Here is a 20822-nt window from a genome sequence, read left to right on the forward strand (position 1 = left end):
CCTTAAAGCAGTGGCGCTGAGCCCCGTTTGAATCTGATTGACCTCTGAAATAAATAGATGTCCATACAGATAAAAGAAAAGCGCCGTGACCACGCCAAATACTAAGGTCCTCGTCGCAAATGGTCCTTTGGCTACCAACCAGCAACCGATCAAACAAGCGAGCATAAAGCCCGCCGAGACCTTACCAAGACCACAAGCAATGCAAATCGCAATCAGCCCAAGCAGCTCCGACCAGGTCGGCAACTCGCGCCTGAGCAAAGAACTGACCACAAAATGCATAGCGAGGGTAAGTATCAAGCAGGGCAACCAGAGACCGTGCGAGAGTACCGGATGCCAAGTACCTACCAAGATAGGTAGGCCGACTACTGCGACGCCCAGCAGTACAATCTGACCATGCCTCTCCAGCAGCTTAGCGAAGCTGAGAAGCGCTGCAGACATGAACAAAGAGGTCTTGATCAGCGTCAGCAGGCCATATGATTCGAACACATCAAGAATCACAATACGCGAGACAACAGCATCAGCATAATGTGTAAGCGCATGATAGGCCGTCAGCGGTGTTCCATGCAGAGAAATGCTGGGATAACCGAGACCAGCAATGCTCTTTATCAGTGAGACGTGAAATGCTGTGTCAGAAATCCAGCCACCTCCAGCATCAAGCTCGGCAATGGGATAAGTCTTCACATATAACGGCAGAACAGTCTCTACATAGGATGTGCACACGTAGACCACGAGACTGACCAAGCAGATAGCGCCAAAGCACGCCCGCGGGGTGACCGCTGGCAACAATGGTTTTCGCTCAAAGATCAAGAGCCAAACCATAAAAGCAAAGAGCAGCTGATACAAACCGTAGGTAGCTACGATCTTTACTGCAGGTATATGGGCGTATATCGCCAGGGCATATCCCAAGGTCAATGCGCTCAATAACAGCCAGGCCCAAATAGAGGCAGACAAGGCGCCGCTGGCACGACTAAAACGCATTCTCACCTCTCTCAATTGATTCGATCAGTATCGGCCCGACACTCCCGGCGCCGGCTGTCATCGCCAGCTTTTTTGCATCAAAACTTAGAATTTTACTCTCCAAGCCCTATCAATGACGAGACATCGGTGACGTAGCCGGAGGAAACTCAGTCGCCCTGCATCAAGCGAGAGAATTGCGGCAGTATTGAAAAGCCCAGAACGACGAAGCCCCGCTATGAGCGGGGCTTCGTCGCCACAATAACAGCACCTCAAGCCAGATCGAAGCGATCCAAGTTCATCACCTTGGTCCAGGCGGCGACGAAGTCCCTGACCAGCTTCTGCTGGCCGTCGGCACTAGCGTAGACCTCGGCATAGGCCCGCAGGATCGAGTTGGAGCCGAAGATCAGATCGTTACGGGTACCGCTGTACTTCACCTGGCCGGTCTTGCGGCACTTGCCTTCGAACAGCTCGGCATCGGCGCCGGTCGCCTTCCACTCAACCCCCATGTCCAGCAGGTTGACGAAGAAGTCGTTGGACAGCGCACCAACCTTGTCGGTGAACACGCCATGCGCGCTGCCGTCATGGTTGGCGCCCAGCACACGCAGACCACCGACCAGCGCGGTCAGCTCGGGGGCGGTCAGGGTCAGCAGCTGAGCCTTGTCGATCAGCAGCGCCTCGGTCGGCACGCCCAGATTACCCTTGTTGTAGTTGCGGAAGCCATCGGCCACCGGCTCCAGCGCGGCGAAGGACTCGACATCGGTCTGATCCTGCCGGGCATCGACCCGACCAGGCGCGAACGGCACGTCGACGCTGACCCCGGCGGCCTTGGCAGCCTGTTCCACGCCCACGTTACCGGCGAGCACCAGCACGTCCGCAAGGGATGCCTTGCCGGAAGCCTTCTGGATCTCCACCAGTTTGGGCAGGGCCTTGATCGCCCGCTGGTTGACCGCCCAGTCCTTCTGCGGCGCCAGTGCCAGGCGCGCACCATTGGCGCCACCACGCTTGTCGCTGCCACGGAAACTGGAGGCCGAGGCCCAAGCCACCGACACCAGATCACCCACCGACAGGCCGGAGGCGGCGATCTTCGCCTTGAGGTCGGCGATATCGGCGGCACTCGGGTTGTGCGTGGCTGCCGGTAGCGGGTCCTGCCAGATCAGGTCTTCCTTCGGCACTTCCGGACCCAGGTAGCGGGCCTTCGGCCCCATGTCGCGGTGGGTCAGCTTGAACCAGGCGCGGGCAAAGGCATCGGCGAAGGCCTGCGGATCATCCAGGAAGCTCTTGGAGATCCGGCCGAACTCCGGATCGAAGCGCAGCGTCAGGTCGGTGGTGAGCATGGTCGGCTTGTGGAATTTGCCCGGGATATGCGCATCCGGAATGATCTCCGGGGCATCCTTGGCGACCCACTGCTTGGCGCCGGCGGGCGACTTGGTCAGCTCCCACTCGTACTTGAACAGATTCTCGAAGAAGTTGTTGCTCCACAGCGCCGGGGTCTTGGTCCAGGTCACCTCGATGCCGCTGGAGATGGTGTCCTTGCCATGGCCACTGCCGAAGTTGCTCATCCAGCCCAGACCCTGAGCCTCGATCGGCGCAGCTTCCGGCTCCGGCCCCTTGTGCGACTCAGGTGCGGCACCGTGGGCCTTGCCGAAGGTGTGGCCGCCGGCGATCAAGGCAACGATCTCCTCGTCGTTCATGGCCATGCGGTAGAAGGTGGCGCGAATGTCCTTGGCCGCCTCCAGGTAGTCACCGCTGGCATTCGGCCCTTCCGGGTTCACATAGATCAGGCCCATGTGGGTGGCGCCGAAGGGGCCGTTCAGCTCGCGACTGTCCTTGACCCGCTCCGGGTCGACCCCCAGCCACTGCATCTCGGCGCCCCAGTTGACATCCTGGTCCGGTTCCCAGGTGTCCTCACGACCGCCGGCAAAGCCGAAGGTACGGAAGCCCATGGACTCCAGCGCAACGTTGCCGGCGAGGATGAACAGGTCAGCCCAGGAAATCTGCTGGCCGTACTTCTGCTTGATCGGCCACAGGAGGCGGCGCGACTTGTCGATGTTGACGTTGTCCGGCCAGGAGTTGAGCGGCGCGAAGCGCTGCTGGCCACGACCGCCGCCGCCACGACCATCGGTGGTGCGGTAGGTACCGGCGGAGTGCCAGGCCATGCGGATGAACTGCGGACCATAGTGGCCGAAGTCGGCGGGCCACCAGTCCTGAGAATCGGTCATCAACTTCACAAGGTCGGCCTTGAGCGCCTTGTAGTCGAGCTTCTTGAAGGCTTCGGCGTAGTTGAACTGCTCGCCGAGCGGGTTGGACTTTTCCGAATGCTGGTTGAGCAGATCTACGCGAAGCTGGTTAGGCCACCAGTCCCGGTTCGAGGTGCCGCCACCGGCAACGTGGTGGAACGGACATTTACCTGGGTTCGACATTGTTCTCTCCTTTCTTCATCGGGTCGGTCCCTTCAACTGCGGCCGACGATGGGAGAAGACTAGACCCGCCCTGGAAAGAGGGCCAATTTATGAAAAGCAATCAACCGATAGTTTTTATCTCTCAGAATGCATTCATCGGCGCGATGGCTGGCAACAGCGACGCCAGAAAGCAAAAAACCGGGCGCAGGGCCCGGTTTCTTGTGGAGCGGAAGCAGCTTATTCAGCAGCTTCTACAGCCTCACCAGCGACCTGACGGTCAACCAGCTCGACGTACGCCATAGGGGCGTTGTCGCCAGCGCGGAAACCGCACTTGAGGATGCGCAGATAGCCGCCCTGACGGGTGGCGTAACGCTTGCCCAGATCGTTGAACAGCTTGCCAACAATGGCTTTCGAACGGGTACGGTCGAAGGCCAGACGACGGTTGGCGACGCTGTCTACCTTGGCCAGGGTGATCAGCGGCTCGGCAACGCGGCGCAGTTCCTTGGCTTTAGGCAGGGTGGTCTTGATCAGTTCGTGTTCGAACAGCGACACCGCCATGTTCTGGAACATGGCCTTGCGGTGGGCGCTGGTGCGGCTCAGGTGACGGCCACTTTTACGATGACGCATGATTAATTCCTTACCAAACTTTCGGTTCGGTGATTACGGACGATCAGGCAGTAGCCTTATCGTCCTTCTTCAGACTTGCCGGCGGCCAGTTGTCGAGGCGCATGCCGAGGGACAGACCACGGGAGGCCAGGACGTCCTTGATCTCGGTCAGGGACTTCTTACCCAAGTTCGGAGTTTTCAGCAGCTCTACTTCGGTGCGCTGAATCAGATCACCGATGTAGTAGATGTTCTCCGCCTTGAGGCAGTTGGCCGAACGTACGGTCAGCTCGAGGTCGTCAACCGGGCGCAGGAGGATCGGATCGATCTCGTCTTCCTGCTCGACCACTACCGGCTCACTGTCGCCCTTCAGATCAACGAAGGCCGCCAGTTGGTGCTGGAGGATGGTCGCGGCACGACGGATGGCCTCTTCAGGATCCAGGGTGCCGTTGGTTTCCAGGTCGATGACCAGCTTGTCCAGGTTGGTACGCTGCTCGACACGGGCGTTTTCCACCACGTAGGCCACACGACGGACCGGACTGAACGTAGCGTCCAGCTGCAGACGGCCGATGCTACGGCTTTCGTCTTCATCGCTCTGACGAGCATCAGCCGGCTCGTAGCCACGGCCACGACGCACGGTGAGTTTCATGTTCAGAGCGCCGTTGTCCGCCAGGTTGGCGATTACGTGATCGCCATTGACGATCTCGACGTCGTGATCCAGCTGGATATCGGCAGCAGTGACCACACCCGAGCCCTTTTTGGCCAGAGTCAGGGTGACTTCGTCACGACCGTGCAGCTTGATGGCCAGGCCTTTCAGGTTGAGCAGGATCTCAATCACATCTTCCTGCACGCCCTCGATGGCGGAGTACTCGTGGAGTACGCCGTCGATCTCGGCCTCGACTACTGCACAGCCAGGCATGGAGGACAACAGGATGCGACGCAGCGCGTTGCCCAGGGTATGGCCAAAACCACGCTCGAGAGGCTCGAGGGTGATCTTGGCGCGGGTCGGACTGACCGCCTGAACGTCGATGTGACGGGGGGTCAGGAACTCATTTACCGAAATCTGCATGGATGCACCTATTTTCTAGCCCTTACTTGGAGTAGAGCTCGACAATCAGGCTTTCGTTGATGTCGGCGGACAGATCGCTGCGAGCCGGGACGCTTTTGAACACGCCAGACTTCTTCTCAGCATCCACTTCAACCCACTCAACGCGACCACGCTGGGCGCACAGCTCGAGAGCCTGGGCAACGCGCAGCTGGTTCTTGGCCTTTTCGCGAACTGCCACGACGTCACCAGCTTTGACCTGGTAGGACGGGACGTTCACGGTCGAACCGTTCACGGTGATGGCTTTGTGCGATACCAGCTGACGGGATTCGGCGCGGGTGGCACCAAAGCCCATGCGGTAAACCACGTTGTCCAGACGGCATTCCAGCAGCTGCAGCAGGTTCTCACCGGTAGCGCCTTTCTTACGGGCAGCTTCCTTGTAGTAACCGCTGAACTGACGCTCCAGCACGCCGTAGATACGACGGACTTTCTGCTTCTCACGCAGCTGGGTACCGTAGTCGGACTGGCGACCACGACGAGCGCCGTGCTGACCAGGAGCCGATTCGATATTGCACTTGGATTCGAGCGCGCGCGCACCACTCTTCAGGAAGAGATCGGTGCCTTCACGACGAGACAGTTTGCACTTGGGACCAATGTAACGAGCCATTCTTCACTGTCTCCTATTACACGCGACGCTTCTTCGGCGGACGGCACCCGTTGTGCGGGATAGGCGTCACGTCGGTGATGCTGGCGATTTTGTAGCCGCAGGCGTTCAGAGCACGCACAGCGGATTCGCGACCCGGGCCCGGACCTTTGACGTTGACGTCGAGGTTCTTCAGGCCGTATTCCAGAGCAGCCTGGCCAGCACGCTCGGCAGCCACCTGGGCAGCGAACGGAGTGGACTTACGGGAGCCGCGGAAACCGGAGCCACCGGAGGTAGCCCAGGACAGGGCGTTGCCCTGACGGTCGGTGATGGTCACGATGGTGTTATTGAAAGAAGCGTGGATATGGGCGATGCCATCCACCACTGTCTTTTTGACTTTCTTACGAGTACGAGCAGCAGGCTTAGCCATGACTTATTTCCTGTCGATTCGCGGGCGCAATTACTTGCGGATCGGCTTACGCGGGCCCTTACGGGTGCGCGCGTTGGTCTTGGTGCGCTGACCGCGGACCGGCAGGCCACGGCGGTGACGCAGACCGCGGTAGCAGCCCAGGTCCATCAGACGCTTGATTTTCATGTTGATTTCGCGGCGCAGGTCACCCTCGGTGGTGAGTTTTGCGACTTCGCCACGCAGCTGCTCGATCTGCTCGTCAGAGAGATCTTTGATCTTTGCCGCCGGATTGACACCGGTGGTTGCACAGATTTTCTGTGCAGTGGTGCGACCAACACCGTAGATGTAGGTCAGCGAGATAACAGTGTGCTTGTTATCCGGAATGTTGACGCCTGCAATACGGGCCATTCAGTGGAACTCCAATTGACAGCTACCCACGCCCTGGAAGCCAAGAAATAGGGCGCGCGATATTAACGCTGTAATAACAAAGAATCAACCCGGCAGCGCACTAGCTGCCGGGCTCATTACGCGTGAATCACACTCAGCCTTGGCGCTGCTTGTGACGCGGCTCCGCGCTGCAGATCACGCGCACGACGCCGTCGCGACGGATGACCTTGCAGTTGCGGCACAGCTTCTTGACCGATGCACGAACTTTCATCAGTAACTCCTAGAACCTTACGGACGCTATCTCAGCGGAGCATGCCGCCGCCATAGCCCTTCAGGTTGGCTTTCTTCATCAGGGATTCGTACTGGTGCGAAACGAGGTGAGATTGCACTTGGGCCATAAAGTCCATCACAACCACGACCACGATCAGCAACGAGGTCCCGCCAAGGTAGAACGGAACGTTGGCAGCCACCTGCAGGAACTGCGGGAGGAGGCAAACGGCCGTCATGTACAGAGCACCGAACATGGTCAAGCGGGTCAGCACGCCATCGATATAGCGCGCGGATTGCTCACCCGGACGGATACCCGGAATAAAGGCACCGGACTTCTTCAGGTTTTCCGCTACGTCTTTCGGGTTGAACATCAGCGCCGTATAGAAGAAGCAGAAGAAGATGATCCCTGCACTAAACAGCAGAATGTTCAACGGCTGACCGGGAGCGATGGCCTGCGAGATGTCCTGCAGCCAGCCCATACCTTCGGACTGACCGAACCAGGTCCCCAGCGAAGCCGGGAACAGCAGGATGCTGCTGGCAAAGATGGCCGGGATTACACCCGCCATGTTCACCTTCAGCGGCAGGTGGCTGGTCTGCGCAGCGAAGACCTTGCGGCCCTGCTGACGCTTGGCGTAGTGCACCGCAATGCGACGCTGGCCACGCTCAATGAACACCACGAAACCGATGATCGCTACCGCCAGCAGGCCGATGGCAATCAGGGCGAAGATGTTGATATCACCCTGGCGAGCAGACTCGAAAGACTGCCCGATTGCCGACGGCAGACCGGCCACGATGCCTGCAAAAATCAGCATCGAGATACCGTTTCCGACACCGCGCTCGGTGATCTGCTCGCCCAGCCACATCATGAACATGGCGCCGGCCACGAAGGTCGTCACCGCCACGAAGTGGAAGCCGAAATCAACCGAGAACGCTACGCCCTGACTGGCCAGACCGACGGACATGCCGACAGCCTGAATGATCGCCAGGACGAGAGTGCCGTAGCGGGTGTACTGGCTGATCTTGCGACGGCCAGCTTCCCCTTCCTTTTTCAACTGCTCCAGCTGCGGGCTGACGGCGGTCATCAGCTGCATGATGATCGATGCCGAAATGTACGGCATGATCCCCAGTGCAAAGATGCTCATCCGCTCCAGCGCGCCGCCGGAAAACATGTTGAACAGGCTAAGAATGGTCCCCTCGTTCTGCCGGAACAGGTCGGCCAGCCGGTCAGGGTTGATTCCGGGCACCGGAATGTGCGCGCCGATCCGATAGACGATGATCGCCAGGAACAGAAAACGCAGCCGAGTCCAGAGCTCGGACAACCCGCCATTGCTGAGCGCAGAGAGAGCACCTTGCTTAGCCATTTAGTCCTCGAACTTGCCGCCAGCTGCTTCGATGGCCGCACGCGCACCTTTGGTGGCGGCGATACCTTTCAGGGTGACCGCACGAGTAACCTCGCCGGACAGCATGACTTTCACACGCTGTACGTTTTGGTTGATCACGTTGGCATCCTTCAGCGACTGCACAGTAACGACGTCGCCTTCCACTTTAGCCAGCTCGGAGGTACGCACTTCGGCGCGATCCATGGCTTTCAGGGAAACGAAGCCGAACTTCGGCAGACGGCGGTGCAGCGGCTGCTGGCCACCCTCGAAGCCCGGGGCAATGGAGCCACCGGTACGAGAGGTCTGACCTTTGTGACCGCGGCCACCAGTTTTGCCCAGACCGCTACCGATGCCACGGCCCGGACGGTGCTTCTCGCGACGGGCACCCGGCGCGGAACGCAGATCGTTCAGTTGCATGGATTAACCCTCTACACGCAGCAGGTAGTAAGCCTTGTTGATCATGCCGCGGTTTTCAGGAGTGTCCTGAACTTCCACGGAGTGACCAATGCGACGCAGGCCCAGGCCCTTGACGCAAGCTTTGTGGTTGGCCAGACGGCCGTTGGTGCTCTTGATCAGAGTAACTTTTACGGTAGCCATGATCAGAGAATCTCCTCGACGCTCTTGCCACGCTTGGCAGCCACGGAAGCCGGGGACTGCATGGCTTTCAGACCCTTGAAGGTGGCGTACACCACGTTCACCGGGTTGGTGGAGCCATAGCACTTGGCCAGGACGTTCTGCACGCCAGCCACTTCCAGCACGGCACGCATGGCGCCGCCGGCGATGATGCCGGTACCTTCGGAAGCCGGCTGCATGAACACGTGGGACGCGCCATGGACGGACTTCATCGGGTACTGCAGAGTGGTGCCATTCAGGTCGACCTGAATCATGTTGCGACGCGCAGCTTCCATCGCTTTCTGGATGGCGGCCGGCACTTCGCGGGACTTGCCGCGACCGAAACCGACGCGACCATTGCCATCACCCACCACGGTCAGCGCGGTGAAGGTGAAGATACGGCCACCCTTTACGGTCTTGGCAACACGGTTAACCTGGACCAGCTTCTCGGTGTAGCCGTCGCTCTGGGCCTCGTCACGGTTGCCGCGATCGCGCTTTTGCTCGTTATTTGCCATAACTTAGAACTCCAGCCCGCCTTCACGAGCAGCATCAGCCAGCGCTTTCACGCGGCCGTGGTACTTGAAGCCAGAACGGTCGAACGCTACCTGGGTAACGCCAGCGGCTTTCGCGCGCTCGGCGACCAGCTGGCCGACTTTCTTGGCCGCGTCGACGTTGCCAGTGGCGCCGTCACGCAGTTCTTTGTCCAGGGTCGAGGCGCTGGCCAGAACCTTGGCGCCGTCGGCCGAAATGACCTGGGCGTAGATGTGCTGGGAAGAGCGGTACACGCTGAGGCGTACGGTTTCCAGCTCGCGCATTTTCAGGCGTGCCTTGCGAGCGCGACGCAGACGAGTTTCTTTCTTTTCGCTCATTTGCTATGCCCTACTTCTTCTTAGCTTCTTTGCGACGTACGACTTCGTCGGAATAACGCACGCCTTTGCCTTTGTACGGCTCAGGACGACGGAAGTCGCGGATCTCCGCAGCCACCTGACCGACCAGCTGCTTGTCGATGCCCTTGATCAGGATATCGGTCTGGCTGGGGGTTTCAGCGGTAACGCCTTGCGGCAGTTCGTAGTCGATCGGGTGGGAGAAGCCCAGCGCGAGGTTCAGCACCTGGCCCTTGGCCTGGGCCTTGTAACCGACACCAACCAGCTGCAGCTTGCGCTCGAAGCCTTGGCTCACGCCAATGACCATGTTGTTGACCAGTGCACGAGTGGTACCGGCCATGGCGCGGTTCTGCTGATCGCCATTGCGGGCGGCAAAACGCAGCTCACCGGCGTCCTGGATGACCTCCACGGACGAGTGAACGTTCAGTTCGAGGGTGCCCTTGGCGCCCTTGATCGAAAGCTGTTGGCCTGCGAGTTTGACCTCGACACCAGCCGGCAGCTTAACGGGGTTCTTAGCAACGCGAGACATGCTTATCCCCCCCTTAGAACACGGTGCAGAGCACTTCACCGCCGACACCGGCAGCACGTGCAGCACGATCAGTCATCACACCTTTGTTGGTGGAGACGATGGAAACGCCCAGACCGCCACGAACTTTCGGCAGCTGGTCGACAGGCTTGTACTGGCGCAGGCCAGGACGGCTGACGCGCTTCACTTCTTCGATGACCGGACGGCCTTCGAAATACTTCAGCTCGATGGACAGCTGCGGCTTGGCGTCGCTGCTGACCTGGTATCCCGCGATGTAACCTTCGTTCTTGAGAACGTTGGCTACTGCCACCTTCAGCTTGGAAGACGGCATGCTTACTACCGACTTTTCAGCCATCTGGGCATTACGGATACGAGTTAGCATGTCCGCTAACGGGTCCTGCATACTCATGGGCTAGATGCTCCTAAAACAAAAAGAACAGCCTTTCGGCTGGAACCATCCACGAGCTCGGCAAATGCCAGGCTCAGGAGAGCCGGACATTCTAGAGATCGATCAAAAATGAATCAAGCCCCAAAAGGGGCTTGATCGATAAAACAAAGCCGGCACTAGGCCGGCTTCGCTTTCATTACCAGCTGGCTTTCACCAGACCCGGTACATCACCGCGCATCGCAGCTTCGCGCAGCTTGTTACGGCCGAGGCCGAACTTGCGGTACACGCCGTGCGGACGGCCGGTGATGCGGCAACGGTTACGCAGGCGGCTGGCGCTGGCGTCACGCGGTTGCTTTTGCAGGGCGATCTGGGCTTCCCAACGCTGCTCCGGAGTGGAGTTCGGGTTGGCAATCACAGCTTTGAGCTCAGCACGCTTCTTAGCGAACTTGGCAACCGTCAGCTGACGCTTCAGCTCGCGGTTTTTCATGCTCTTCTTGGCCATTTCCTACTCCAATCAGTTGCGGAACGGGAACTTGAAGGCGCGCAGCAGGGCGCGACCTTCATCGTCCGTACGGGCGGTGGTGGTCAGGGTGATGTCCAGACCACGCAGAGCATCGATCTTGTCGTAATCGATTTCCGGGAAGATGATCTGCTCTTTGACACCCATGCTGTAGTTGCCACGACCATCGAAGGACTTGGCATTCAGGCCGCGGAAGTCACGCACGCGCGGCAGGGAGATGGAGAGCAGGCGATCCAGGAATTCGTACATGCGATCGCGACGCAGGGTCACCTTGACACCGATCGGCCAACCTTCACGAACCTTGAAGCCAGCAATGGACTTGCGAGCGAAGGTCACGACGGGCTTTTGACCGGTGATCTTTTCCAGGTCGGCAACAGCGTTTTCGATGATTTTCTTGTCACCGATCGCTTCGCCAAGACCCATGTTCAGGGTGATTTTGGTAACGCGCGGAACTTCCATCACGTTGGCCAGCTGAAGTTCTTCCTTCAGCTTGGGCGCGATTTCTTTCCGGTAAATCTCTTTCAGTCGTGCCATGGTGTTTTACCTATGATTCTCAAGCGCCAACCGGCTTTTGGGTGGACTTGAAGACACGAATTTTCTTACCGTCTTCGACTTTGAAACCAACACGGTCAGCCTTGTTGGTTTCGCCGTTGAAGATAGCGACGTTGGAAACGTGCAGCGGCGCCTCTTTCTCGACGATACCGCCCTGAACACCAGCCATCGGGTTCGGTTTGGTATGACGCTTGACGAGGTTGATGCCGCCGACGATCAGACGATCGTCAGCCAGCACTTTCAGCACCTTGCCGCGCTTGCCCTTGTCTTTGCCGGCGATGACGATGATCTCGTCGTCACGACGAATCTTTTGCATGACGGCTTCTCCTTAGAGCACTTCGGGGGCGAGCGAGACGATCTTCATGAACTTCTCGGAACGCAGTTCACGAGTCACCGGCCCGAAGATACGGGTGCCGATCGGCTCTTGCTTGTTGTTCAGCAGAACAGCGGCGTTGCCGTCGAAGCGGATGATCGAGCCATCGGCACGGCGTACGCCGTGACGGGTGCGGACCACAACAGCGGTCATCACCTGGCCTTTCTTCACCTTGCCGCGCGGAATCGCTTCCTTCACGGTGACCTTGATGATGTCGCCGATACCGGCATAACGACGGTGCGAACCACCAAGGACCTTGATGCACATAACGCGACGAGCACCGCTGTTGTCAGCGACGTCGAGCATGGATTGAGTCTGAATCATATCTTTCTCCGACCCTTAGTCCTTAGACTTCCACGGCACGTTCGACGATTTCCACCAGGGCCCAGGACTTGGTCTTGGCCAGCGGACGGGTCTCACGAATGGTGACCTTGTCGCCGATTTTGCACTGGTTGCTTTCGTCGTGGGCGTGCAGCTTGGTCGAACGCTTCACGTACTTACCGTAGATCGGGTGCTTGACGCGACGCTCGATCAGAACGGTGATGGTCTTGTCCATTTTGTCGCTGACGACACGGCCGGTCAGCGTACGGACGGTTTTCTCTGCTTCAGCCATGATCACTTACCTGCCTGCTGGTTGAGCACAGTTTTCACGCGAGCGATGTCGCGCTTCACTTGCGAGAGCAGGTGAGACTGCCCCAACTGACCAGTCGCCTTCTGCATACGCAGATTGAACTGGTCGCGCAGCAGGCCGAGCAGTTGCTCGTTCAGCTGCTGAACCGATTTTTCACGGAGTTCTTTCGCTTTCATCACATCACCGTCCGCTTAACAAAGGAGGTGGCGAGGGGCAGCTTTGCAGCAGCCAGGGCGAAAGCCTCACGCGCCAGCTCTTCCGGAACACCTTCGATCTCGTACAGCACCTTGCCCGGCTGGATCTGGGCTACCCAGTACTCGACGCCACCCTTACCTTTACCCATACGAACTTCGAGGGGCTTTTTGGTAACCGGCTTGTCCGGGAACACGCGGATCCAGATTTTACCGCCACGCTTCACGTGACGAGTCAGGGCACGACGGGCTGCTTCGATTTGACGAGCAGTCAGGCGACCACGGGAAACAGCTTTCAGGGCGAATTCGCCGAAGCTGACCTTGCTACCGCGCTGAGCCAGACCACGGTTGTGGCCGGTCATTTGCTTGCGGAATTTTGTACGCTTGGGTTGCAGCATTTTGCGTACTCCTTACTTAGCAGCTTTTTTACGCGGCGCCGGAGCGGCAGGCTTGGACTCTTCCAGCTGGCCACCAATGACCTCGCCTTTGAAGATCCACACCTTCACACCGATCACACCGTAAGTGGTGTGCGCTTCGTAGGTGGCGTAATCGATATCGGCACGCAGGGTGTGCAGGGGCACACGACCTTCGCGATACCATTCGGTACGGGCGATTTCCGCACCACCGAGACGACCGCTTACCTGGATCTTGATGCCCTTGGCACCAATACGCATGGCGTTCTGCACGGCGCGCTTCATGGCACGACGGAACATAACGCGGCGCTCCAGCTGCTGAGCAACGCTCTGAGCTACCAGCATACCGTCGAGTTCCGGCTTGCGGATCTCTTCGATGTTGATGTGCACCGGCACACCCATTTGCTTGGTCAGGTCCTGACGCAGCTTCTCAACATCTTCACCTTTCTTGCCGATCACGATGCCGGGACGAGCGGTGTGGATGGTGATGCGTGCGGTTTGAGCCGGGCGAGCGATGTCGATGCGGCTTACGGACGCGCTTTTTAGTTTGTCCTGGAGATACTCACGAACCTGCAGGTCGGCCAGCAGATAATCAGCGTATTGACGCTTTTCTGCGTACCAGACGGAGGTGTGCTCCTTGACGATTCCCAGGCGGATGCCAACGGGATGTACTTTCTGACCCATCTGATCGACTCCGTTACTTGTCCGCAACCTTGACAGTGATATGGCAAGACCGCTTGACGATGCGATCAGCACGGCCTTTGGCACGCGGCATGATGCGCTTAAGCGAACGCCCCTCGTTGACGAAAACGGTGCTGACCTTCAGGTCATCAACGTCTGCGCCTTCGTTGTGCTCGGCGTTGGCAACGGCCGACTCCAGCACTTTCTTGATGATCTCGGCGGCTTTCTTCGAACTGAAAGCCAGCAGGTTGAGCGCTTCGCCCACCTTCTTCCCGCGGATCTGGTCGGCGACCAAGCGGGCTTTCTGGGCGGAGATTCGAGCGCCCGACAGCTTAGCGGCTACTTCCATCTTTCCTTACCCCTTAACGCTTGGCTTTCTTGTCCGCAGCGTGCCCACGATAAGTGCGGGTACCAGCGAACTCGCCGAGTTTGTGGCCGACCATGTCTTCGTTCACGAGGACCGGGACATGTTGACGACCGTTATGCACAGCGATGGTCAGACCGACCATCTGCGGCAGAATGATGGAGCGACGCGACCAGGTTTTAACCGGCTTGCGATCGTTCTTTTCCACCGCCACTTCGATCTTCTTCAGTAGGTGAAGATCGATAAAAGGACCTTTTTTCAGAGAACGCGGCACTGTCGTATCCCTCTAATTACTTACGGCGGCGAACGATCATGTTGTCGGTACGCTTGTTCGCACGGGTCTTCGCACCCTTGGTCGGGAAGCCCCACGGCGAAACCGGGTGACGACCACCAGAAGTACGGCCCTCACCACCACCATGCGGGTGGTCGACCGGGTTCATGGCAACACCACGAACGGTCGGGCGAACGCCACGCCAACGTTTGGCACCGGCTTTACCCAGGGAGCGCAGGCTGTGCTCGGAGTTGGATACTTCACCCAGGGTTGCACGGCACTCGGAGAGAACCTTGCGCATCTCGCCGGAGCGCAGACGCAGGGTGACGTAGGCACCTTCACGGGCTACCAGCTGGGCGGAAGCACCAGCGGAACGAACCAGCTGAGCGCCTTTACCCGGCTTCAGCTCGATACCGTGAACGGTCGAACCAACAGGGATATTGCGCAGCGGCAGGCAGTTACCGGCCTTGATCGGAGCAGCAGCACCGGATACCAGTTGATCGCCAGCGCTCACGCCTTTCGGCGCGATGATGTAGCGACGCTCACCGTCGGCATATTTCAGCAGAGCGATGTGGGCGGTACGGTTCGGATCGTATTCCACGCGCTCAACGACGGCAGGGATGCCATCCTTATTGCGACGGAAGTCGACCAGACGGTAGTGCTGCTTGTGGCCACCGCCGATGTGGCGAGTGGTGATACGACCGTTGTTGTTACGGCCGCCAGTCTTCGACTTCTTCTCGAGCAGCGGAGCATGAGGAGCGCCTTTGTGCAGCTCCTGATTGACCACTTTGACCACGAAACGGCGGCCAGCGGAAGTCGGTTTGCATTTAACAATTGCCATGATGCGCCCCTACCTTACTCAGCACTGCTGGTGAAATCGAGATCTTGGCCAGCCTGGAGGGAGACATACGCCTTCTTCCAGTCGTTGCGCTTGCCCAGGCCGCGAGCGGTACGCTTGGTCTTGCCCTGTACGTTGACAGTGCGAACCTCGTCCACTTTGACGCTGAACAGGCTTTCAACGGCCTTCTTGATTTCCAGCTTGGTTGCATCAACGGCAACCTTGAAAACGAATTGGCTCTTACCATCTGCCAGCACGGAGGCTTTCTCGGAGATGTGCGGGCCAACCAGCACTTTGAATACGCGTTCCTGGTTCATGCCAGCAGCTCCTCGAATTTCTTCACGGCCGACACGGTTACCAGCACTTTGTCGAAGGCGATCAGGCTGACCGGATCGGTGCCTTGAACGTCACGAACATCAACGTGCGGCAGGTTGCGCGCAGCCAGGTACAGATTCTGGTCAACGGCCTCGGTGACGATCAGCACATCGCTCAGACCCATGCCGTTCAGCTTGCCCAGCAGAGCCTTGGTTTTCGGAGCTTCGACAGCGAAGTCTTCAACCACGACCAGACGATCCAGACGAACCAGCTCGGAGAGGATGGAGCGCAGAGCAGCGCGGTACATCTTCTTGTTCAGCTTCTGGCTGTGATCCTGCGGCTTGGCAGCGAAGGTCACGCCACCGCCACGCCAGATCGGGCCAACGCTGGAACCGGAACGAGCACGACCAGTGCCCTTCTGGCGCCACGGCTTTTTGCCACCACCGGTGACTTCAGCGCGAGTTTTCTGAGCACGGGTACCCTGACGACCGCCAGCCATGTAGGCGACGACAGCCTGGTGTACCAGAGTCTCGTTGAACTCACCGCCGAACGTGCGCTCGCTGACTTCGATAGCCTGAGCGCCATTTACATTCAGTTGCATCTCAGCTTCCCCTATTAACCGCGAGCTTTGACAGCCGGACGCACCAGCACGTCGCCACCGGTAGCGCCCGGAACGGCCCCCTTGACCAGCAGCAGATTACGCTCGGCGTCGACACGGACCACTTCCAGGGACTGTACGGTCACGCGCTCGGCGCCAAGATGACCGGACATTTTCTTGCCCTTGAATACACGACCAGGAGTCTGGCACTGGCCGATGGAGCCCGGAGCGCGGTGGGAAACGGAGTTACCGTGGGTATTGTCCTGACCGCGGAAGTTCCAGCGCTTGATGGTACCGGCATAGCCTTTACCTTTGGACTCACCGGTAACGTCTACCAGCTGGCCAGCTTGGAACAGTTCGGCAGTGATCTGATCGCCAGCCTGGTACTCGCCTTCTTCCAGGCGGAATTCCCAGACGCCACGACCAGCAGCGACATTAGCCTTGGCGAAGTGACCGGCCTGAGCCTTGGTAACGCGGGAAGCACGACGCTCGCCCACAGTCACCTGCACAGCACGGTAGCCATCGCTTTCTTCGGATTTGAACTGGGTGACACGATTCGGCTCGATCTCAATGACCGTAACCGGAATGGAGACACCTTCTTCGGTGAAAATACGGGTCATACCCGCTTTCCGACCGACTACACCAATAGTCATGTTGTAAACCTCATGAGTGTACGGGGCTTTCACCCGCTATGGCCGCCCATTTCAGAGCGTTACACGACTAAAACCGCCAGGTTTTAGCCGAGGCTGATCTGCACTTCCACGCCTGCCGCAAGGTCGAGCTTCATCAGCGCGTCGACGGTTTTATCCGTCGGCTGAACGATGTCCAGCACACGCTTGTGGGTACGAATTTCGTACTGATCACGCGCGTCTTTATTGACGTGCGGGGAGATCAGAACGGTGTACCGCTCTTTGCGAGTAGGCAGAGGAATAGGACCACGCACCTGAGCACCAGTACGTTTCGCGGTTTCCACGATTTCCTGGGTGGATTGATCGATCAGGCGATGGTCAAAAGCCTTCAACCGAATACGGATTTGTTGGTTTTGCATTTTGACCTCAGACTCTATCTCTGCTTTCCCCAACGGACGGACTACGCCCGTTAAAAGGAGGCGTGATTGTACGGATGCCCCCCGGGGGTGTCAACTTTTAACCAGTTAAAAGAAAAGGGCCCCGAAGGGCCCCTTTCTCCAGCAGTCGTCGATTACTCGATGACTTTGGCAACCACGCCGGCGCCAACGGTACGGCCGCCTTCGCGAATTGCGAAACGCAGGCCGTCGTCCATGGCGATCGGCTTGATCAGGGTGACAACCATTTTGATGTTGTCGCCCGGCATTACCATCTCAACGCCTTCCGGCAGCTCGCACGAACCGGTTACGTCGGTGGTACGGAAGTAGAACTGCGGACGGTAGCCCTTGAAGAACGGGGTGTGACGACCACCTTCTTCTTTGGACAGCACGTACACTTCAGCTTCGAACTTGGTGTGCGGCTTGATGGTGCCCGGCTTGGCCAGAACCTGACCACGCTCGACTTCATCACGCTTGGTGCCGCGCAGCAGCACGCCGCAGTTCTCGCCAGCACGACCTTCGTCGAGCAGCTTGCGGAACATTTCCACGCCGGTGCAGGTGGTCTTGGTGGTCGGACGCAGACCGACGATCTCGATCTCTTCCTGAACCTTGACGATACCGCGCTCAACGCGACCAGTTACCACGGTGCCACGACCGGAGATCGAGAACACGTCTTCGATCGGCATCAGGAACGGCATGTCGATGGCGCGAACCGGCTCAGGGATGTAGGCATCCAGAGTCTCGACCAGCTTCTTCACAGCGCTGGTACCCATCTCGTTGTCGTCCTGGCCGTTCAGAGCCATCAGAGCGGAACCGATGATGATCGGAGTGTCGTCACCCGGGAAGTCATAGGTGGACAGCAGGTCGCGAACTTCCATCTCGACCAGTTCCAGCAGCTCGGCGTCATCAACCATGTCGGCCTTGTTCAGGAACACGACAATGTAAGGAACGCCTACCTGACGGGACAGCAGGATGTGCTCACGGGTCTGCGGCATCGGACCATCGGCGGCCGAGCAAACCAGGATCGCGCCGTCCATCTGGGCAGCACCGGTGATCATGTTCTTCACGTAGTCGGCGTGGCCCGGGCAGTCAACGTGCGCGTAGTGGCGAACAGCCGAGTCGTACTCAACGTGAGCAGTGTTGATGGTGATACCACGAGCCTTCTCTTCCGGAGCCGAGTCGATCTTGTCGAAGTCGACCTTGGCCGAACCGAATACTTCGGAGCAGACACGGGTCAGAGCAGCGGTCAGAGTGGTTTTACCGTGGTCAACGTGACCGATGGTGCCAACGTTGACGTGCGGTTTGTTACGTTCGAATTTTTCCTTAGCCACGACAGTAAACCTCTTACTTAAAGGGCGGGATTAGCCTTGTTTTTTAACCAGCGCTTCGACGATGTTCGACGGAGCTTCTGCGTACTTGGAGAATTCCATGGAGTAGCTGGCGCGACCCTGAGACATGGAACGAACGTCGGTCGCATAACCGAACATCTCGCCCAGCGGAACTTCAGCACGGATTACCTTACCGGAAACCGAATCTTCCATACCCTGGATCAGACCACGACGACGGTTCAGGTCACCCATCACGTCACCCATGTAGTCCTCGGGAGTCACTACTTCGACCTTCATGATCGGCTCCAGCACCTTGCCGCCGCCCTTCTGGGCCAGCTGCTTGGTCGCCATGGACGCAGCGATCTTGAACGCCATCTCGTTGGAGTCGACGTCGTGGTAGGAACCATCGAACACGGTCGCCTTCAGGCCGATCAGCGGATAACCGGCAACGACGCCGTTCTTCATCTGCTCTTCGATACCTTTCTGGATAGCCGGGATGTATTCCTTCGGAACCACACCACCCACAACCTCGTTGGCGAACACCAGACCTTCGGTGATGTTGCCCTTGTCGTCCACATCAGCGGCCGAGAAGCGGATCCAGCAGTGACCGAACTGACCACGACCACCGGACTGGCGAACGAACTTGCCTTCGATCTCGACGTTAACGCCGGTGATGGTTTCACGGTAGGAAACCTGCGGCTTGCCGATGTTGGCCTCAACGCCGAACTCGCGCTTCATGCGGTCGACGAGGATGTCCAGGTGCAGCTCACCCATACCGGAGATGATGGTCTGGCCGGTTTCTTCGTCGGTCTTGACGCGGAACGACGGGTCTTCCTGGGCCAGCTTGCCCAGAGCGATACCCATCTTCTCCTGGTCAGCCTTGGTCTTCGGCTCAACAGCTACCGAGATTACCGGCTCCGGGAAGTCCATACGCTCGAGGATGATCGGCTTCTCGATGTCGCACAGGGTGTCACCAGTGGTGACGTCCTTCATGCCGATCAGAGCCGCGATGTCGCCAGCGCGTACTTCTTTGATCTCGTCACGCTGGTTGGCGTGCATCTGCACCATACGACCAACGCGCTCTTTCTTGCCCTTGACCGAGTTCAGAACCGAGTCACCGGAGCTCAGGAAGCCCGAGTAGACGCGCACGAAGGTCAGAGTACCGACGAACGGGTCGGTCGCGGTCTTGAACGCCAGAGCGGAGAACGGCTCAGCATCGTCGGCATGACGCTCGTCGTACTGGTCTTCGGCAACCTCTTCCTTCGGAGTATCGATCAGATCAGGGTGGATACCCTTGATCGCCGGAATCTCGGTCGGAGCAGGCAGGAAGTCGATGACGGCGTCCAGAACCAGGGGCACGCCCTTGTTCTTGAACGAGGAACCGCAGACAGCCGGGACGATTTCGCAAGCGATGGTACGAGCACGCAGGCCAGCCTTGATCTCTTCGATCGACAGCTCGCCCTCTTCCAGGTACTTGTTCATCAGCTCTTCGCTGGCCTCGGCAGCCGCCTCGACCATGTTGCTGCGCCACTCGTTGGCCAGGTCGACCAGCTCGGCAGGGATCTCTTCCTCGCGGTAAGAGGTGCCCTTGTCGTCCTCGTTCCAGTAGATGGCCTTCATCTTCAGCAGATCAACTTGACCCTGGAAGTCATCTTCCGCACCGATGGCCAGCTGAACCGGAACCGGGGTGTGACCCAGGCGGTTCTTGATCTGCCCGACGACGCGCAGGAAGTTGGCACCAGCGCGGTCCATCTTGTTCACGTACACGATACGCGGAACACCGTACTTGTTGGCCTGACGCCATACGGTTTCGGACTGCGGCTCAACGCCAGAGGTACCGCAGAACACCACAACAGCGCCGTCCAGTACGCGCAGGGAGCGCTCAACTTCAATGGTGAAGTCTACGTGGCCGGGGGTGTCGATGACGTTTACGCGGTACTTGTCGTACTGACCACGCGAACCTTCCCAGAAGGTGGTGATCGCCGCGGAAGTGATGGTGATACCACGCTCCTGCTCCTGCACCATCCAGTCGGTGGTAGCAGCGCCGTCGTGTACCTCACCCATCTTGTGGCTGAGACCTGTGTAGAACAGGATCCGCTCGGTAGTGGTGGTCTTGCCCGCGTCAACGTGGGCACAGATACCGATGTTCCGGTAGCGGTTAATTGCTGTAGTACGAGCCATA

32 protein-coding genes are annotated in these 20822 nt (G+C 58.6%); all 32 read right to left on the bottom strand.

Annotated elements, in window-relative coordinates; all coding sequences use genetic code 11:
- Positions 1-978 (bottom strand): hypothetical protein (locus PA6_RS19455; protein ID WP_021702685.1); only part of this gene is annotated, 978 nt, incomplete at its 3' end.
- A 248-nt stretch (positions 979-1226) separates the two neighbouring features.
- Entirely contained in the window at positions 1227-3377 is a 2151-nt protein-coding gene (katG, locus tag PA6_RS19460) for a catalase/peroxidase HPI (RefSeq protein ID WP_021702686.1), read from the bottom strand.
- Positions 3378-3593: 216 nt separating this feature from the next.
- Complete coding sequence (gene rplQ / locus PA6_RS19465) at positions 3594-3983, bottom strand: 50S ribosomal protein L17 (protein WP_021702687.1); 390 nt, start codon at positions 3981-3983, stop codon at positions 3594-3596.
- Positions 3984-4026: 43 nt separating this feature from the next.
- Positions 4027-5028, bottom strand: a complete 1002-nt coding sequence (locus PA6_RS19470; protein ID WP_021702688.1) for a DNA-directed RNA polymerase subunit alpha — start codon at positions 5026-5028, stop codon at positions 4027-4029.
- A 22-nt stretch (positions 5029-5050) separates the two neighbouring features.
- Positions 5051-5671, bottom strand: coding sequence for a 30S ribosomal protein S4 (rpsD, locus tag PA6_RS19475; RefSeq protein WP_021702689.1), 621 nt, complete (start codon positions 5669-5671; stop codon positions 5051-5053).
- Positions 5672-5687: 16 nt separating this feature from the next.
- Complete coding sequence (gene rpsK / locus PA6_RS19480) at positions 5688-6077, bottom strand: 30S ribosomal protein S11 (RefSeq protein WP_021702690.1); 390 nt, start codon at positions 6075-6077, stop codon at positions 5688-5690.
- 30 nt (positions 6078-6107) lie between these two features.
- Positions 6108-6464: a 30S ribosomal protein S13 gene (gene rpsM / locus PA6_RS19485; RefSeq protein ID WP_021702691.1), complete on the bottom strand. Its 357-nt coding sequence runs from the start codon at positions 6462-6464 to the stop codon at positions 6108-6110.
- A 133-nt stretch (positions 6465-6597) separates the two neighbouring features.
- Entirely contained in the window at positions 6598-6714 is a 117-nt protein-coding gene (rpmJ, locus tag PA6_RS19490; protein ID WP_043217073.1) for a 50S ribosomal protein L36, read from the bottom strand.
- A gap of 31 nt (positions 6715-6745) precedes the next feature.
- Positions 6746-8074, bottom strand: coding sequence for a preprotein translocase subunit SecY (gene secY / locus PA6_RS19495; protein ID WP_021702692.1), 1329 nt, complete (start codon positions 8072-8074; stop codon positions 6746-6748).
- Positions 8075-8509 carry a 50S ribosomal protein L15 gene (gene rplO / locus PA6_RS19500; protein WP_021702693.1) on the bottom strand — a complete coding sequence of 145 codons (435 nt, stop codon included), beginning with the start codon at positions 8507-8509 and terminating at the stop codon, positions 8075-8077. It abuts the gene before it with no gap.
- Between the two features lie 3 nt (positions 8510-8512).
- Positions 8513-8689 (bottom strand): 50S ribosomal protein L30, encoded by a 177-nt coding sequence (gene rpmD, locus PA6_RS19505; RefSeq protein ID WP_021702694.1) that lies wholly within the window; start codon positions 8687-8689, stop codon positions 8513-8515.
- A gap of 2 nt (positions 8690-8691) precedes the next feature.
- Positions 8692-9219, bottom strand: a complete 528-nt coding sequence (gene rpsE, locus PA6_RS19510) for a 30S ribosomal protein S5 (RefSeq protein ID WP_021702695.1) — start codon at positions 9217-9219, stop codon at positions 8692-8694.
- Positions 9220-9222: 3 nt separating this feature from the next.
- Positions 9223-9573, bottom strand: coding sequence for a 50S ribosomal protein L18 (gene rplR / locus PA6_RS19515; protein WP_021702696.1), 351 nt, complete (start codon positions 9571-9573; stop codon positions 9223-9225).
- Positions 9574-9583: 10 nt separating this feature from the next.
- Entirely contained in the window at positions 9584-10117 is a 534-nt protein-coding gene (gene rplF, locus PA6_RS19520; protein ID WP_021702697.1) for a 50S ribosomal protein L6, read from the bottom strand.
- Between the two features lie 13 nt (positions 10118-10130).
- The gene (rpsH, locus tag PA6_RS19525; protein ID WP_021702698.1) at positions 10131-10523 is read right to left on the bottom strand and encodes a 30S ribosomal protein S8; all 393 of its coding nucleotides are present in this window, start codon (positions 10521-10523) and stop codon (positions 10131-10133) included.
- Between the two features lie 175 nt (positions 10524-10698).
- Positions 10699-11004 (bottom strand): 30S ribosomal protein S14, encoded by a 306-nt coding sequence (rpsN, locus tag PA6_RS19530; protein WP_021702699.1) that lies wholly within the window; start codon positions 11002-11004, stop codon positions 10699-10701.
- Positions 11005-11016: 12 nt separating this feature from the next.
- Entirely contained in the window at positions 11017-11556 is a 540-nt protein-coding gene (gene rplE, locus PA6_RS19535; RefSeq protein WP_021702700.1) for a 50S ribosomal protein L5, read from the bottom strand.
- A gap of 19 nt (positions 11557-11575) precedes the next feature.
- Positions 11576-11890 (bottom strand): 50S ribosomal protein L24, encoded by a 315-nt coding sequence (gene rplX / locus PA6_RS19540; RefSeq protein ID WP_021702701.1) that lies wholly within the window; start codon positions 11888-11890, stop codon positions 11576-11578.
- A 12-nt stretch (positions 11891-11902) separates the two neighbouring features.
- Positions 11903-12271: a 50S ribosomal protein L14 gene (gene rplN, locus PA6_RS19545; protein ID WP_003243907.1), complete on the bottom strand. Its 369-nt coding sequence runs from the start codon at positions 12269-12271 to the stop codon at positions 11903-11905.
- Positions 12272-12293: 22 nt separating this feature from the next.
- A complete protein-coding gene (gene rpsQ, locus PA6_RS19550) occupies positions 12294-12560 on the bottom strand; it encodes a 30S ribosomal protein S17 (RefSeq protein ID WP_043217079.1) in 267 nt (88 codons plus the stop codon).
- 2 nt (positions 12561-12562) lie between these two features.
- Positions 12563-12754, bottom strand: coding sequence for a 50S ribosomal protein L29 (gene rpmC, locus PA6_RS19555; RefSeq protein WP_021702703.1), 192 nt, complete (start codon positions 12752-12754; stop codon positions 12563-12565).
- Positions 12754-13167 carry a 50S ribosomal protein L16 gene (gene rplP / locus PA6_RS19560; protein WP_021702704.1) on the bottom strand — a complete coding sequence of 138 codons (414 nt, stop codon included), beginning with the start codon at positions 13165-13167 and terminating at the stop codon, positions 12754-12756. Before rplP ends, rpmC begins: the two co-directional genes overlap by 1 nt.
- Before the next feature lie 12 nt (positions 13168-13179).
- On the bottom strand, positions 13180-13866 hold the full coding sequence (rpsC, locus tag PA6_RS19565) for a 30S ribosomal protein S3 (RefSeq protein WP_021702705.1): 687 nt from the start codon (positions 13864-13866) through the stop codon (positions 13180-13182).
- Between the two features lie 13 nt (positions 13867-13879).
- Positions 13880-14212: a 50S ribosomal protein L22 gene (gene rplV, locus PA6_RS19570; protein WP_003210077.1), complete on the bottom strand. Its 333-nt coding sequence runs from the start codon at positions 14210-14212 to the stop codon at positions 13880-13882.
- Between the two features lie 13 nt (positions 14213-14225).
- The gene (rpsS, locus tag PA6_RS19575) at positions 14226-14501 is read right to left on the bottom strand and encodes a 30S ribosomal protein S19 (protein WP_003448728.1); all 276 of its coding nucleotides are present in this window, start codon (positions 14499-14501) and stop codon (positions 14226-14228) included.
- 16 nt (positions 14502-14517) lie between these two features.
- Positions 14518-15339, bottom strand: a complete 822-nt coding sequence (gene rplB / locus PA6_RS19580) for a 50S ribosomal protein L2 (RefSeq protein ID WP_021702706.1) — start codon at positions 15337-15339, stop codon at positions 14518-14520.
- 14 nt (positions 15340-15353) lie between these two features.
- A complete protein-coding gene (gene rplW, locus PA6_RS19585; protein ID WP_021702707.1) occupies positions 15354-15653 on the bottom strand; it encodes a 50S ribosomal protein L23 in 300 nt (99 codons plus the stop codon).
- Entirely contained in the window at positions 15650-16252 is a 603-nt protein-coding gene (gene rplD, locus PA6_RS19590; RefSeq protein WP_021702708.1) for a 50S ribosomal protein L4, read from the bottom strand. Before rplD ends, rplW begins: the two co-directional genes overlap by 4 nt.
- 14 nt (positions 16253-16266) lie before the next feature.
- A complete protein-coding gene (gene rplC / locus PA6_RS19595) occupies positions 16267-16902 on the bottom strand; it encodes a 50S ribosomal protein L3 (RefSeq protein WP_043217074.1) in 636 nt (211 codons plus the stop codon).
- 83 nt (positions 16903-16985) lie between these two features.
- Positions 16986-17297, bottom strand: a complete 312-nt coding sequence (gene rpsJ / locus PA6_RS19600; RefSeq protein ID WP_003243886.1) for a 30S ribosomal protein S10 — start codon at positions 17295-17297, stop codon at positions 16986-16988.
- Positions 17298-17449: 152 nt separating this feature from the next.
- On the bottom strand, positions 17450-18643 hold the full coding sequence (gene tuf / locus PA6_RS19605) for an elongation factor Tu (protein ID WP_021702710.1): 1194 nt from the start codon (positions 18641-18643) through the stop codon (positions 17450-17452).
- A gap of 30 nt (positions 18644-18673) precedes the next feature.
- On the bottom strand, positions 18674-20821 hold the full coding sequence (fusA, locus tag PA6_RS19610; RefSeq protein WP_021702711.1) for an elongation factor G: 2148 nt from the start codon (positions 20819-20821) through the stop codon (positions 18674-18676).
- Position 20822: the final 1 nt, after the last annotated feature.

This window comes from Aquipseudomonas alcaligenes NBRC 14159 (assembly GCF_000467105.1).
Classification (GTDB): Bacteria; Pseudomonadota; Gammaproteobacteria; order Pseudomonadales; family Pseudomonadaceae; genus Aquipseudomonas; species Aquipseudomonas alcaligenes.